This window comes from Sorangium sp. So ce693 (assembly GCF_051521375.1).
GTDB classification, from domain to species: domain Bacteria; phylum Myxococcota_A; class Polyangia; order Polyangiales; family Polyangiaceae; genus Sorangium; species Sorangium atrum.
Genome location: NZ_CP150347.1, coordinates 6876989 through 6891314, shown reverse-complemented (window position 1 = coordinate 6891314; position 14326 = coordinate 6876989). Strand labels below are relative to the sequence as shown.

The window sequence follows — 14326 nt, the reverse complement described above, 5'->3', positions numbered from 1 at the left end:
GGGCGCCCGCATCCCGCTCGCCTCTCCGGGCAGGCGCGGCTACGAAGGCAGCTCTGGAGTCCCACGCGACCATGCCCACGCTGCTGCGTTCACCGGCCATGAGGCTCGGCGCCGCGCTCGTCGCGATCGCGATGGCGCTCGTCGGCTTCCTGCCCCTCTTCGACGGCCCCGGCTACGAGAGCGCGCTCGCCGCCGGCCTCATCGTCCCGGCCGCCGCGGCGATCGTGACCGCCCTCGACGTCGCCGCGCATCGGCCGCCGCCCGTCGAGGCGTTCCGCCGCGGCGTCGCGAGCGGCGCCCTGCTCGCGGTCGTCGCGTACGCCACCACGCTGGCGCACGGCCTGCGCGCCGGCTTCTGCGACGTGCTCGGCGGCTCGGCGCACTTCGCCCTCGGGCCTGGGCTCGGCGCGGCGCTCGGCGGCGCCTGGGGCGCCGTCGCGGGCGAGCTCGCCGCCGGCATCCGGCGCGACGACGCCGCGCTTCCCCGCCTGGCGTGGCGGCGCCGGCTCGTCGCCGTCCTCGCGGCGCTCGCCGCCCCCCTCGGCTCGATCGGCGTGAGCGCCGTCCGCTTCTACACGAGCCCGATCGTCTTCGCCTACGACCCCTTCGCCGGCTTCTTCAGCGGCACCCTCTACGACACGGTCGTCGACGCGTCCGGGCTGCTGACGTACCGCGCGGGGACGCTGGCCACCTTGTTCGCCGCGTCGGCGCTCGCGCAGCACCTCGTGCACGACGCGGGCGGGCGGGTGTCGTTCCAGCTGCAGGGCCGGCCCGGGCTGCTCCTGCTCGGCGTCGCGAGCGCCGCGCTGAGCGCCGCGACCGTCCTGGAGGGCGAGCGCCTCGGCCACTTCCAGACCTCCGAGAGCATCGCGGCCGAGCTCGGCGCGCTCTCGAAGGGCCATCGCTGCGAGGTCGTCTACCCGCGCGGCATGCGCGAGGCCGACGTCCAGCGCTTCGTGCGCGAGTGCGACGCCCACATCGAGGCCGGCGAGCGCTGGCTCGGGGCGCCCGCGGTGGTCGACGGCGCGCCGCTCCGGGTCCGCGCCTACCTGTTCGAGAGCGCGGCGCAGAAGGGCGCGCTCATGGGCGCGTCGCGCACGTACGTCGCGAAGCCTTGGCGCCGCGAGGTGTACCTGCAGGCCGCCGGCTACCCGCACCCGACGCTCGGGCACGAGATCATGCACGTGCTGGCCGGCGCCTTCGCCCGCGGCCCGTTCAAGATCGCCGGGCGGCTCGGCGGGTGGCTCCCCGACCCGGGGCTCATCGAGGGGATCGCCGTCGCCGGCTCGCCGAGGGAGGGCGAGGACCTGAGCCCGCGCGCGTGGGCCAAGGCGATGAAAGATCTCGGGATCCTGCCGCCGCTCGCGCGCCTGTTCGCGCTCGGCTTCCTCGCCGAGAACTCGTCGACCGCCTACACCGTGAGCGGCGCGTTCGTCGGCCACGTGCGCGCGACGTACGGCGCCGACGCGGTGCGCGCCTGGTACGGCGGCAAGGCGCTGCCGGAGATCACCGGCGCCTCGTGGGAGGCGATGGAGCGCGCGTGGCACGCCGATCTCGACGCGCTCACGCTCCCCGACGCGGCGAAGGCGCAGGCGAAGGCCCGCTTCGATCGGCCGGCGCTCTTCGAGCGGCGCTGCCCGCACGTGGTCGACGCGTGCACCCACGAGGCGGAGGAGCTGCGCGCGCGCGGCGACCACGAGGGCGCCATCGACGCGTACCGGCGCGTGCTGTCGCTCGACCGGAGCCCCGCGCCGCGCATCGCCATCGCGGAGACGCGGCTCGCCAGCGACGCGCCGGGCGAGCGGAGCGAGGGGATCCGCGAGCTCGAGGGCATCGCCGGGGACGCGTCGATCCCGCGCCACCTGCGCGACCGCGCGGCGGAGCGGCTCGGCGACGTCGCGCTCGCGGCGGGCGACAGGGAGCGCGCGGCGGCGTGGTACAGCGAGGTCGCCGGCCGGCTCGTCGACGAGGACCGGCTCCGGACGCTCGACGTGAAGATCGCCGCCGCGAACGATGAGCGCGCCCGCGCGGCCATCGTCGAGCTGCTGATCGGCACGCGCGGCGGCGCGCCCGACAGGCTCCGGGCGGCGGAGCTGCTCGGCGCGTGGGCCGCGCAATCCCCCGGCGACGGCCTGCCCAATTACCTGCTCGGCCGCCATTACCTGAGCGACGGCCGCTTCGACGAGGCCGCCGATCGCCTGGACCGGGCGCTCGCGGCCCACCTGCCCGTCCAGCGGGTCTGGATCGAGGCCGAGCGGCTGCGGCTCGTTGTCGCGTGCGGCGTCGAGGACGTCGAGACCGCCCGCAGGATGTTCGCCCAGTACGCAGCGCACGACGGGGCCGCCGGCACGGGGCCGGCCGTGAGCGAGGAGCGCCGGGACGCCGCCCTCCGCCTGCTCGAGCGCTGCGCGGGCGAGGCGGCCCTGCCTACGTCCCCGGCGACCGCGGGCGACCCGCCGGCCGGACAAAAGTGAAGAATGCCTCTCGTCCCTGCGCGCTGACGTGGTGAGATGTCGTGGAAATGCACGCTGAGCCTGCGAGCGAGAGGGTTGGCCGCCTCGTCGCGCTGAACGCCGTCCTCACCGTCGTGGCCCGCCACTCGAACCTGCTCCTGCCGAGGCCGTTCGAGGAGCTCGCCGCGGCCGTAGGCCGGTTCGCCGCGTTCCAGCTGCTCGCGGTGGTGTTCCCGGAGCCGGAGGGCGGGCTCCGCGCGTACGCGGTCTTCCGCGGCGACGCGCTCGCCGCCGCCCCGTTCGGCGCGCGACTGCCGGCGCCCGCGGCGCTCTTCCGGCGGGTGTTCGCCGAGGGCGAGCCGTTCTCCTGCGACGACAACCGCGCGGGGAACGCGCTCGCCCAGATGGGGGCCGGCGAGGGGTGTCTCTCGTACGTCGCGCTGCCCGTGCGGGCCGCGCCTCCGGGCGCCGAGCCCGGCCACCCCGCGCGCTCCGGGCCGGCCGGCGCCGGGGCCGGCGGCTTCAGCTGCCCGATCATCGCGGCGCTCGTCGTGGGCTACGGAGACGCCGGCGCGGCGGCCTCGGCGCCGATCCCGCTCCTCGAGGAGATCGCCGACGCGCTCGGCGCCGGCCTGGATCGCTCGCTGCGCGTCGTCGCCGGGGAGCGCGAGGCCGCCGAGCGGCTGCTCAGGATCCGCGAGCTCGAGGAGCAGCACAGGAACCTCCTCGACAACGCGCCGCTCATCATCTTCCGGCTCGACCCCGAGTCCGGCGAGCTCTCGTTCCTGAACCGGCACGCCGAGCGGCTCCTGGGCGTGCCGGTGACCGAGGCGCTCAAGACGCCGGGCTTCCTCGGGGAGGCGCACGCCGATCCCGAGGGCGTGATGTGCTTCGAGGACGCCGTCGCGCGGGCCAAGCTCGGGGCCCCGTCGGCCTCCTACGAGGCGCGCCTGCGGCGGCGGGGCGGCGACGCGATCACCGCGCGCGGCACGGTGTACCCGCTCGTCTCGGATCGCGGCCGCGTGGTGGCGATCGAGGGCGTCCTCGCGGACGTGAGCACCGAGCACGCGGCGCGCACGCGGCTCATCCAGGTCGATCGCCTCTCGACGCTCGGCACGCTCGCGGCCGGCGTGGCGCACGAGATCAACAACCCCGCGGCGTTCATCCTGCTCGGCCTGGACATGCTCGACCGCCTCCTGCGCGGCCCGAACGTGCGCATGGAGGGCAGCGCCGCCTCCAGCGCGTCGGAGCTCGTGAAGGAGCTGCGCGACTCGATCAAGCGCATCGTCGACATCGTCCGCGATCTCAAGCTGTTCGCGAGCCCGCCGCAGCCCGAGGGCTCGCGGCGCACGCTGACGGACGCGAACCGCACGGTCGAGTCCGCGCTGAGCCTCACGCGCGGCCAGATCATCGAGCGGGCGCAGATCGTGAAGAACCTCTCCGAGGTGCCGCCGATCCTCATGGATGACGGCCGGCTCGGCCAGGTCATCGTGAACCTCCTCGTCAACGCGGCCCAGGCGATCCCGAAGCCGAGCTCGAAGCACGAGGCCCGCGATCAGACGGTGACGGTCGAGACGCGGAGCGACGGGGAGACGGTCGAGATCGTGGTGAGCGACACCGGCGCCGGCATCGCGGAGGAGAACCTGCCGCGCATCTGGGCGCCCTTCTTCACGACGAAGGGCCCGGAGGTCGGCACGGGGCTCGGGCTGTCGATCAGCCGCGAGATCATCGAGCGCGCGGGCGGGCAGATCACGGCGGAGAGCCCGGTCCCTGGGCGCGTCCCGCCGGGCGGCGCGCGCTTCATCATCTCGCTGCCCGCGGCCGGGCGGACGGACGAGGCGACGCCGAGCGTCTCGCCGGTGCCGCGGCTCGTCTCGAAGCGGGTGCGCGTGCTCGTGGTGGAGGACGAGGCGTCGCTCGCCCGCGCCCTGTCCGATCAGCTGGGCCGCGTGCACGAGGTGGCGCTCGCGCCCAGCGCCGACGCCGCGATGGGGATGCTCGCGGGCGGGCAGCGCTTCGACGTCGTGCTCTGCGATCTGCGCATGCCCGGCATGTCGGGCGACGTCTTCTACACGCGGATCCGCGAGAGCGATCCTGTGCTGGCGCAGGGGTTCATCTTCATGACCGGCGTGGGCTTCGGCGCGGACGTCGAGCGGTTCCTCGCCTCGTCGGGCCGCCCGCTCCTGGAGAAGCCGTTCTCCGCCGAGGACGCGCTCTCCGCGATCGCCGAGGTCGTCTCCGCGAACTCCGCGCCCCGCGCGGAGGCGCGCGACAGCAGCAGGTAGAAGCGCCCGCGCTGTCCGCCCGCGCTGTCGCCGGCGGGACGCCGCCGCGCGTCCGTCCACACCGCGCGCGCGATCAGCCGAGGATCTGCGCGCAGAGCCGCTGGAGCTCGCTCAGCGTCTCCGGGGTCGCCTGGAGCGTGATGCGGGAGCGGAGGTCGCCCTCCTGGTAGCTCAGCGTGAGGACGACGACGGGGGCGGCGATCTTCGCCCCGCGGCTCGCGGTCGCGATCGTGTCGATGCGCCACTCGACGCCGGTGAGCAGCTTGCCGTGATCGAGCAGCGCGCCGCGGACGATCTCCCGCCGCACGAGCGCCCTGGCCTGGTCGTAGCCGGCGAGCAGGACGGCCTGGATCTCCTCGGCGTCCTGGCCGGGCGCGAGCGCGGCGATGTCGGCCGCGAGCGCGGCGCGATCGAGGTCGGACTTGCTCGCCTCGCGGATGAGGAAGCGGCACGCCTTGAGCACCCGCGCGAGCGCGTCGGACGCGACCTCGTGCCGGCGGCAGAACGCGTCGAGGAGCCGCTCCACGGCGGCGGGCACCGGCTCGCCGAGGCTCGGCCCGAGCGCCTCCCAGAGGCGCTGCCGCGCGCCCTCGGGCAGCTCCAGGAGCCGCCGCAGGTCGACGGCGAGCTCCGGGGGCGGCGGCGATCCGCCGAGGCAGCGGAGCTCGGCGCCGCGCGGGCTCATTGGCTCAGCTTGATCGGGACGTAGAGCGCCCGCATCGTCGCCGCCGTGCCCGCGCGCGTGTACCCGGCGAGGCCGAACAGGACGTTCCACCAGTGACCGTCCGGGGTCTCGCCGTACGAGAACAGCGGGACGAGGTGGAACTCCCACTCCTTGCCGTTCCGCACCCGGTGCTCCCGGTACACGGTGTTGAGCGCGACCTGCGTCACCGACGTCGGGTCCGCGAACCGGAAGAAGAACGGCAGGGCCACCGTGGTGCGCGACGTCGGCGACGCGAAGTCCCAGAGGAACGGCGCGGCGACGAGGTGCGTCGAGTCGCGGTTCCTCCCCGCGTAGAAGAACGGATAGATGTCCGTCTCCCAGCCGGTGAGATCCCGCGTGTGCCGCACGAGCGGCGTGAGCCACGTGGTGTCGCTCAACCCGTGGCGCTTGAAGCGGCCGTAGAAGGGGAAGAGGACGAGATCATCGCTGCGCGGCGAGGTGCCCCGGTAATAGAACGGGAGCAGGAACGTCCGCTCGAGATCGATGGCCGGATCCCGGTATTGCCAGAAGAGCGGCGTGATCATGTCGAGCTCCGTCCGCCCTCGGTAGCGAGCGTAGCCCCAGGTCGCGAAGGTGCTCTCCCCCTCCTCGCCGCGCGCCTTCAGGAAGAGCGGCGTGATGAGCAGGCTCTTGTTGCCCTCGTACCCGTAGTGGAAGAACGGGAACAGCGTCGTGCGGTCGTAGTTCTTGCCCCAGCTGTGCCAGTAGAAGGGCATGACGTTGAACACGTCGCCCTTGCGGGAGTGCTGCCACATCAGCGGGCCCCACACGTTGGTGGAGCGCTCTCCGACATCGCTGTAGTGGTAGTAGTGCAAGAGCGGCGGGATGACCTCGTACTCGCTGCTCTCGTCGCGGCCGTAGAAGTACAGGGGGGCCAGGCCGAGGTGGATCTTGTCGGCGGAGCGCACGTCGCACGCGGGGCCGCCCTTCCAGCTGCAGTAGAGGGGGCCGACCAGGTTGAAGCCGCTCTGCGCCGTGTGATGCGTGAAGGTCAGCAGGGGAGGGATGTGGAAGTAGCCGCTCCCGTCGTCGCGCTTTCCCTCGAAGAAGAGCGGCGCGAGCCAGTTGTCGTGCCGGCCCGGCTCTGCCGCCCGCCCGGGGCTCGCGGGGCGACCCTCGGACTCGCGGTGCATGAACGGGCCGACGATCGTCGTGTACGTGTTCTCGTCCCGGAGCTTCCAGAAGAAGGGGAAGAGCACGTCGGCGTCGACGTCCTTGCTCCGGCGGTTGTAGTAGAGCGGCGTCACCATCGTGGCGCGGTCGCCGGGCATCCGGCGCTCCGCCCACAGGGGGAAGACCGTCCTGAACTGGTAGCTGCCGCTCCGCTCGCTGTAATAGGGGCCGTACCAGTCGCGCTGGATCTCCGCGGCGCGCCCGCGCTCCCACTCGCCGACGTCGTTCGTGCCGATCTGCTTCTTGACCGCGGGCGGCACCGCCAGCGGGTCCTCCGGCAGGGTCGGCTCCTGGGTCTGGATCGGGCTCTCCTCGGACGTCGGCGCCGCGTGCGTCTCCGGCGTGCCGGGCGGCGGCTTCGGCGCGCTCGCGGGCGGCGGCTGCGACATGCCGGGCTGGCCGAAGCCGAGCTGCGCCGCCGCGACGGACGGCGCGGCGAGCGCGGCCAGCGCCACGGCGAGCGACAGCGCCGATCGCGCGCGCCGAGCGCGGCCCCGCCCCTCGCCCGCCGGCGCGCCGCGCGCCCCTCGCGAGCAGCCCTGCGCTCCCATCGCTTCGGAGGTCAACGCGCTCCCCGCTGGCCGCCGGGCGACGCCTCGAGGGCCCGATCCGCGAGCACGCGCGCCGCACCTTCCAGCGGGATCTCCTCCTGCACGTGCGCCACCAGATCCTTGATCTGGAGCACGCCGCGCTCGATCTCCGCGTCGCCCAGGATCACGCAGAGCCGCGCGCCGAGGGAGTCCGCGCGCCGGAGCATCGCCTTGAGCCGCCCGCCGCGCCCGTCGAGCTCGACCGGGACGCCGAGCGCGCGCAGCTGCTTCGCCAGCACGAGCGCCTGATCCGCGCCGCTCTGGCCGAGCGGGGCGAGGAAGCAGCCGGGCCTCCGGCGGGGCGAGGCGCCGGGCATCATCGTGAGCAGCCGCTCCATCCCCATCGCGAAGCCGATCGCGGGCACGCTCGGCCCGCCGAGCCCCGCGACCATGGCGTCGTAACGGCCGCCGCCCGCGAGCGTGCTCTGGGCGCCGAGATCGCCCGCGGTCGCCTTCACCTCGAAGAGCGTGCGCGTGTAGTAGTCGAGCCCCCGAACGAGCGACCGATCGACGACGTAGTTCACGCCGAGCACGTCGAGGCATCGGCGCACGCCGTCCCAGTGCGCCCGGTCCGCGTCGTCGAGCAGGTCGAGGATCGACGGCGCGTCGCGCGACACCTCGTGATCGCGCTGGTCCTTCGAGTCGAGGATGCGCAGGGGGTTCTTCGCGAGGCGGCGCTGCGAGTCCTCGCTGAGCTCGTCCTTGCGCGGCGTGTAGTGGGCGAGCAGCGCGTCGCGGTAGCGGTCGCGCGTGCCCGCGCCGCCGAGCGAGTTCACGTGGACGACGAACTCGCCGATGCCGATGCGCTGCAGGAAGCCGGCGACGAGGTCGATCGTCTCGGCGTCGCAGAGCGGCCCGGGATCGCCGAAGAGCTCGCAGCCGGCCTGGTAGAACTGGCGGTAGCGCCCCTTCGCCGGCCGCTCCCCGCGGAACATCGGGCCGAGGTAGTACCAGCGGGTGACCGGCTCCTTCGCGTGGACCGCGTGCTCGACGTAGGCGCGCGCGGCGCCCGCGGTGCCCTCGGGTCGGACGGTGAGGTGATCGCCGTGGCGTTCGAAGGAGTACATCTCCTTCTCGACCACGTCCGTCGTCTCCCCCATCTGGTGACGGAAGAGCTCCGTCGGCTCGAGCAGCGGCGTGCGCACCTCGGCATAGCCGTGGAGCTCCGCGTGGAGGCGGAAGGCCCCCTCGAGCTTGTGCCAGCGCTCCACCTCTTCGGGGAGGATGTCGTTCATCCCCCGTACCGCGCGCAGTTCCATCGCGCGGCGCTTATGGTCGGTGCTGGCGAGCGGGTCAAGCCGGTCGGATGCTTCCGGGTGACGCTCGGGTCTCGCCGGCGCGTCGCCCGAAGGCTATGGGGTCTTTCCAGAGGCATGGCGAAGGCGAAGGCACGCGCTGCGGCGATCGATCTTGGTAAGGCCCGCGTCGGCGTGGCCGTGACCGACGAGCTCGGGCTCTACGCGCACCCGCGGCCGCTGCTCGACGGGCGGAACCGGAAGGCGCTCCTGGAGGCCCTTGCGGCGCTCGCCCGGGACGAAGGCATCACCCGGTTCCTCGTGGGGCTGCCGCTCGAGATGAACGGGGACGAGGGGCCCGCCGCGCGGCGGGCGGCGGCCTTCGCGCAGGCGCTGGCCGACGCGGCCGGCGTCGAGGTGGAGCTCGTCGACGAGCGGCTGACGACGGTCGAGGCGGCCCGGCGGCTGCGCGACGGGGGCGTCTCGGGGCGCAAGAGCAAGGAGCGCGTCGACGGGGCGGCGGCGGCGCTGCTGCTCCAGGCGTGGCTGGACCGTCGGGGCTAGACCGCTGCACCCCGCTCTGGCCTCGACCGGGAGGCGCGCGGCCAGGGATCGCCCGGGCTACCGGCTCTCGCTGCGGAGCAAGAGGTACGCGCCGGCGGCGCCGACCGCGCCGACCGCGAACAGCACGACGTCCCACATGGGCCACGCGACGCCGGCCGCGCGCCGGAGGACGACGGCCTCCACCACCCGCACGAGCAGCGACGCGAAGCCGTAGGCGCACAGGCCGACCACGATCGGCCGGCGCAGGTTGTCGGCCAGATCGACCGCCTTCATGCTGTTGTTCCAGACGGTCTTGCGCACGTGGCTCGCGCTGATCAGCGCGGGGGTGATCAGCGCGAAGCCGATCCCGGACGCGAGCAGGACGGCCTCGAGGCCCGTCAGGTTGTCGGTCACCTGGCCGCCGCGCGACAGGCGGATGATCGCGGTGACGAGCGTGACCAGGCTGCCGGCGACCCAGAAGAGGCCGAGCGCGAAGAGCAGGAGGATGAGCGGCCTCGCCATGCTCACCTGCTGCGCCTGGCGGAGCTGCATCGTCGGCGCCACGCGCGGCGCCGACGGCATCGACACGCGCGGCCCGGGCACGCCGGGGGCGTCGAGCTCCTTGGGCTCGGCCTCGCTTGTGTCGTAGAGCGCGAGCTCCGCGTCGAGCTCCTCCATCGTCTGGTACCGATGGCCGGGCTCCTTCGCCATGGCCCGCTGGATGATCATCTCGAGCGGCTCGGGGATGCTCGGCTCGAGCGAGCGGGGACGGGGCGGGTCCTCGGTGAGCACCGCGGTGAGCGTCGCGGTCGGATCGTTGCGGTCGAACGGGCGGCTGCCGGTGAGGGCGCAGTAGAGGATCGCGCCGACGGCGTAGATGTCCGCCCGGTGATCGACGCGCTCGCCGCGGGCCTGCTCCGGCGCCATGTACGAGGGCGTGCCCATGATCATGCCGGTCTGCGTGAGCGCGGCGCCCGGCGCGTCGTCGACCTTGGAGATGCCGAAGTCGATCACCTTGGCGGTCGGCATCGCGAGGTCGCCTGTGAGGAACACGTTCTCCGGCTTCATGTCGCGGTGCACCACGCCCTTCGCGTGGGCCGCTGCGAGCGCCTTGCAGATCTGCCGGACGATGCGCACGGCGGGGCCGGTCTTCATCTTGCCGGCCTCGTTGAGGTAGTCGGCGAGCTCCTTGCCTTCGAGGAACTCGTTCACGAGGAACGGACGGCCCTCCGCGGTGCGGTGGACGTCGAAGACGGTGACGACGTACGGGCTCTGCACCGCGGCTGCGGCCTCGGCCTCGCGCTGGAAGCGCGAGATCACCTGAGGCTGCCGCGCGAACTCCGGGTGCAGCATCTTGATGGCGAACCGCTTGCTGGAGATCCGCGTGTGGCGCGCCTCGTAGACGCGCCCCATGCCGCCCTCGCCGACGACGCGCACGACCGTGTACGTCTCGTTGAGCGTCTTGCCGACGAGATCGTCGCGGACCGCGTCGTCCTCCGACTCGTCGAGCGTCGCGGCGTCGCGCGGGCAAACCCTGAACTCGGCCGGGTACCGGACCCCGCAGGTGGGGCAGACCTTGGGGGTCGAGTTGTCGCTCGCGGGGGTCGAGAGCGCGGTGGCGGAGGAGGAGAGGCTCGTCATCGCGTTCGCGATATGAAGGTCCGACTGCGAGCCGCGCGCGTCCGACTGCGGTCGGGAGGCTTCGTCGGGGGGCCGGATGGTGCCGGGCATCGCCGACCGAGGGTAACCAATCGGCCGTTCTGGGGGTGACAAATCGCGCGGCCCGCGTCGACCGCGTTGACGGACCGAGGCACCTGCGTATACTCGCGCGCTCCTCAGCTCACTGGCCTGAACTTCGCGGGCTCCCGCCACTACGGGCGCGGGGCTCACATTCAGGCGTCACTTGGCCAGCCGCCGGTTCCGTTCCTCCGTTTTCGGAGAAGACGAGCCGGCCCGGACGCTCGGTAGCGCACCGGCAGGGCCATGGAGAGCCAGCCATGCTGCATTCTGTTCAGAAGACGGACATCATCCAGAAGTACGCGATCCACGACGGCGACACCGGGTCGCCGGAGGTCCAGATCGCCCTCCTCAGCGAGCGGATCAACCAGCTGCAGGAGCACTTCCGCACGCACCAGAAGGACCACCACTCCCGCCGCGGCCTGCTGAAGCTGGTGAGCCAGCGCCGCCGGCAGCTCGACTACCTGAAGCGCGTCGACATCGAGCGCTACCGCGGCCTCATCAGCCGCCTCAACCTCCGCAAGTAGTCGCGGATTTCCGGGCCATCAGGCCTGCCGCCCCCGGGCGAGGCGCGCCTCGCACGCTGGCGCTGCGCGAGAGCAGGCGACCCCGCCTGCCGTCTGCCCGCTGGGCCTGTCTGTCCCACCTGCTGATCCATCCCACCACCAGCGATTCACCCCAGCGGCCCGCCCATGTGCGATCGGTCCCGCCTGCGGCCCAGCCCGGGTGCGGCCTGGCTCATCTGCGGCTCCGCGCGCGCCTTTCCGCTCCAGCACCCATGCACACGCGGCCGTTCCGGCCCCTTCCGTTCGGGAGGTTTTGCGGCACGCGCCCCTGAACGCCTGCGTTTTGCGCTGGCGAGAGCGGAGCGGACGCTCTAAGGAGGTCATTCATTGACCACGGACCGGCGGGGCGATCGCGCCTCGCCGTTCCCGAGCGCGGGCTTCGCGCATCTTCGTCTTCGCTTCGTGCGCAGCAGCTCGGCTCCTGCGCAGGAACCGAGGAAGAAGAGCAGCCCCTCGCGCTCGGCGTAGCGCCGCACGCAGCGGCCCTCGCGATCGTGCGAGAGAGAGCTGAAATCCCAATGTTCGTTCGTGAATCCGTCATGGTGGGCGGCCGTGCCCTCACCCTCGAGACCGGCCGCCTCGCCAAGCAGGCCCACGGGGCCGTGCTCGTCACCTACGGCGATACCATGGTGCTCGTGACCGCCGTCTCTCAGGACGAGCGGCCGGGCCTCGACTTCTTCCCCCTCACCTGTGAGTTCGTCGAGAAGACCTACGCCGCCGGAAAGATCCCCGGCGGCTTCTTCAAACGCGAGGCGCGCCAGCGCGAGGAGGAGATCCTCTCGAGCCGCCTCATGGATCGCCCGCTCCGCCCCCTCTTCCCGGAGGGCTTCAAGCGGGACACGCAGATCATCGCGACCGTCCTCTCCAGCGACAAGCAGAACAAGGCGGACGTCCTCGCCCTGACGGGGGCGAGCGCCGCGCTGCACATCTCGGACATCCCCTGGCACGGGCCGGTCGTGGGCGTGCGCGTGGGCCGGCTCGACGGCGAGTTCGTGGCGTACCCCACGGTCGCCGACATCGAGCGCTGCGACATCGACCTCGTCGTCGCCTGCTCGCGCGACGCGATCGTGATGGTCGAGGGCGGCGCGGCCGAGGCGACCGAGACGGAGATCATCGACGCGCTGATGTTCGCGCACGAGACCGCGCAGCCGGTCCTCGATCTGATCGAGAAGATGCGCGCCGCGGTGGGCAAATCGAAGCGCGAGTTCGTCGCGCCGGCGCTGCCGGAGGAGATCAAGCGGCGCGTCGCCCAGATCGTCGACGAGGACCTGAAGGCCGCGACGAAGGTGACCGACAAGAAGGCGCGCTACGACGGGTACAGCTCGCTCAAGAAGAAGCTGACCGAGACGCTGAACGCCGAGCTCGGCGCCGAGAAGCTCCTCCCCCTCCAGGGGCTCGTGAAGGCGGAGTTCGAGGAGCGCAAGGCGCACGTCGTCCGCACCTACGTGATCGAGGAGGGCAAGCGCATCGACGGTCGCGACGGCAGGAGCATCCGGCCGATCATGTGCGAGGTCGGCCTGCTCCCGCGCGTGCACGGCAGCGCCCTGTTCCAGCGCGGCGAGACGCAGGCGATCGTCACGACGACGCTCGGCACCTCGACCGACGAGCAGAAGATCGACGGCCTGATGGGGGAGACGTGGAAGCGCTTCTACCTCCACTACAACTTCCCCCCCTTCTCGACCGGCGAGACGAAGCCGCTCCGCGGCCCCGGCAGGCGCGAGATCGGCCACGGCGCGCTCGCCGAGCGCGCGCTCTCCCGGATGATCCCGGCGCCGGATCAGTTCCCGTACACGATCCGCATCGTGTCGGAGACGCTCGAGTCGAACGGCTCGTCGTCGATGGCGGCCGTCTGCGGCGGGTGCCTCTCGCTCATGGACGCGGGCGTGCCGATCAAGTCGCCCGTCGCTGGCATCGCGATGGGGCTCATCATGGAGGGCCAGCGCTACGCGGTGCTCTCGGACATCCTCGGCGACGAGGATCACCTCGGCGACATGGACTTCAAGGTCTGCGGCACCTCGCGCGGCGTGACCGCGATCCAGATGGACATCAAGATCGCGGGCCTGAGCCGGCAGATCCTGGCGCAGGCGCTGGATCAGGCGCGCGAGGGGCGGCTCCACATCCTGGGCAAGATGCTCGAGACGCTGCCGACCACGCGGCCCGAGCTCAGCCAGTACGCGCCGCGGATCACCACGGTGCGCGTGAAGCCCGACCAGATCCGGCTCATCATCGGCCCCGGCGGCAAGACCATCAAGGGCATCGTCGACCAGACCGGGGTCGCGATCGACGTCGAGGACGACGGCACGGTGAACGTCGCGTCGGCCGACTCCGACGCAGTGAAGAGGGCGCTCGACATCATCAAGGGCCTGACGGCCGAGCCCGAGGTCGGCGCGACCTACAAGGGGACGGTCAAGCGCATCACCGACTTCGGCGCCTTCGTCGAGATCCTCCCGAACACCGACGGCCTGCTGCACATCTCGGAGATGGCCCACACGCGCGTCGAGCGCGTCGAGGACGTCGTCAAGGAGGGAGATTCGCTCGACGTGAAGGTGCTGAGCGTCGATCGCGAGGGGAAGATCCGGCTGAGCCGGCGCGAGCTGCTCCCGCTCCCCGAAGGCGAAGAGGGCGATCGGGCGCGCGAGCGCATGGCGCAGGCGCGCGACGCCGGCCCGCCGCCGCGGCGCGATGGACCGGGCGGGCGAGGCGGCGATCGCGGCGGCGATCGCGGATCGCGGCCCGGCATGGAGCGCGATCGCGGCGGACCGCCGCGCGAGCGCCGAGAGCGCCGCTCCTAGTCACAAGCCCCCCAGGCGGGACCTCATGCCGCGCTGCGGCGCGCGCCCGAGCCCTCCCGCCGCTGACTCCCCCTCAGAGAGAGCCCCGATTCGCAGCGATCCGCGGCCGTGCGCGCGGATCGCCGCCCTCATGCAGGCCAGCGCGCTCCGCTGCTGCGTTGACGCGCGTGTGCGCCGCGCCGCGCAGCGGCTCATCTGCCAGCTGCTTTGTTGGAATCCGGTGAAGTC

At 72.7% G+C, this 14326-nt stretch carries 9 protein-coding genes; 5 read left to right on the top strand and 4 right to left on the bottom strand.

Annotated elements, in window-relative coordinates; genetic code table 11:
• Positions 1 to 71: 71 nt before the first annotated feature.
• On the top strand, positions 72 to 2474 hold the full coding sequence (locus WMF14_RS25550) for a hypothetical protein (RefSeq protein WP_437790231.1): 2403 nt from the start codon (positions 72 to 74) through the stop codon (positions 2472 to 2474).
• A gap of 47 nt (positions 2475 to 2521) precedes the next feature.
• Positions 2522 to 4738, top strand: a complete 2217-nt coding sequence (locus WMF14_RS25545) for a hybrid sensor histidine kinase/response regulator (RefSeq protein ID WP_437804299.1) — start codon at positions 2522 to 2524, stop codon at positions 4736 to 4738.
• A gap of 73 nt (positions 4739 to 4811) precedes the next feature.
• Here WMF14_RS25545 and WMF14_RS25540 read toward each other — a convergent pair whose 3' ends face one another.
• Genes WMF14_RS25540 through hisS form a run of 3 tightly spaced genes read right to left on the bottom strand, consistent with a single transcriptional unit; the run spans position 4812 to position 8460 of the window.
• Complete coding sequence (locus tag WMF14_RS25540; RefSeq protein WP_437790229.1) at positions 4812 to 5423, bottom strand: COMM domain-containing protein; 612 nt, start codon at positions 5421 to 5423, stop codon at positions 4812 to 4814.
• Entirely contained in the window at positions 5420 to 7201 is a 1782-nt protein-coding gene (locus WMF14_RS25535) for a hypothetical protein (RefSeq protein WP_437790227.1), read from the bottom strand. The genes WMF14_RS25540 and WMF14_RS25535 overlap by 4 nt, the downstream gene beginning before the upstream one ends.
• The gene (hisS, locus tag WMF14_RS25530) at positions 7198 to 8460 is read right to left on the bottom strand and encodes a histidine--tRNA ligase (protein ID WP_437790225.1); all 1263 of its coding nucleotides are present in this window, start codon (positions 8458 to 8460) and stop codon (positions 7198 to 7200) included. Before hisS ends, WMF14_RS25535 begins: the two co-directional genes overlap by 4 nt.
• Positions 8461 to 8598: 138 nt before the next feature.
• Here hisS and ruvX point away from each other — a divergent pair, with 138 nt between their 5' ends.
• A complete protein-coding gene (gene ruvX, locus WMF14_RS25525; protein WP_272093463.1) occupies positions 8599 to 9024 on the top strand; it encodes a Holliday junction resolvase RuvX in 426 nt (141 codons plus the stop codon).
• 57 nt (positions 9025 to 9081) lie between these two features.
• On the opposite strand, the gene WMF14_RS25520 is transcribed toward ruvX, so the two are convergent.
• A complete protein-coding gene (locus WMF14_RS25520) occupies positions 9082 to 10644 on the bottom strand; it encodes a serine/threonine-protein kinase (protein WP_272093462.1) in 1563 nt (520 codons plus the stop codon).
• A gap of 356 nt (positions 10645 to 11000) precedes the next feature.
• Here WMF14_RS25520 and rpsO point away from each other — a divergent pair, with 356 nt between their 5' ends.
• Together rpsO and pnp are read left to right on the top strand one after the other, a co-directional pair.
• Entirely contained in the window at positions 11001 to 11267 is a 267-nt protein-coding gene (gene rpsO, locus WMF14_RS25515; RefSeq protein ID WP_272093461.1) for a 30S ribosomal protein S15, read from the top strand.
• 557 nt (positions 11268 to 11824) lie between these two features.
• Positions 11825 to 14098: a polyribonucleotide nucleotidyltransferase gene (gene pnp / locus WMF14_RS25510; RefSeq protein ID WP_272093460.1), complete on the top strand. Its 2274-nt coding sequence runs from the start codon at positions 11825 to 11827 to the stop codon at positions 14096 to 14098.
• Positions 14099 to 14326 lie beyond the last annotated feature (228 nt).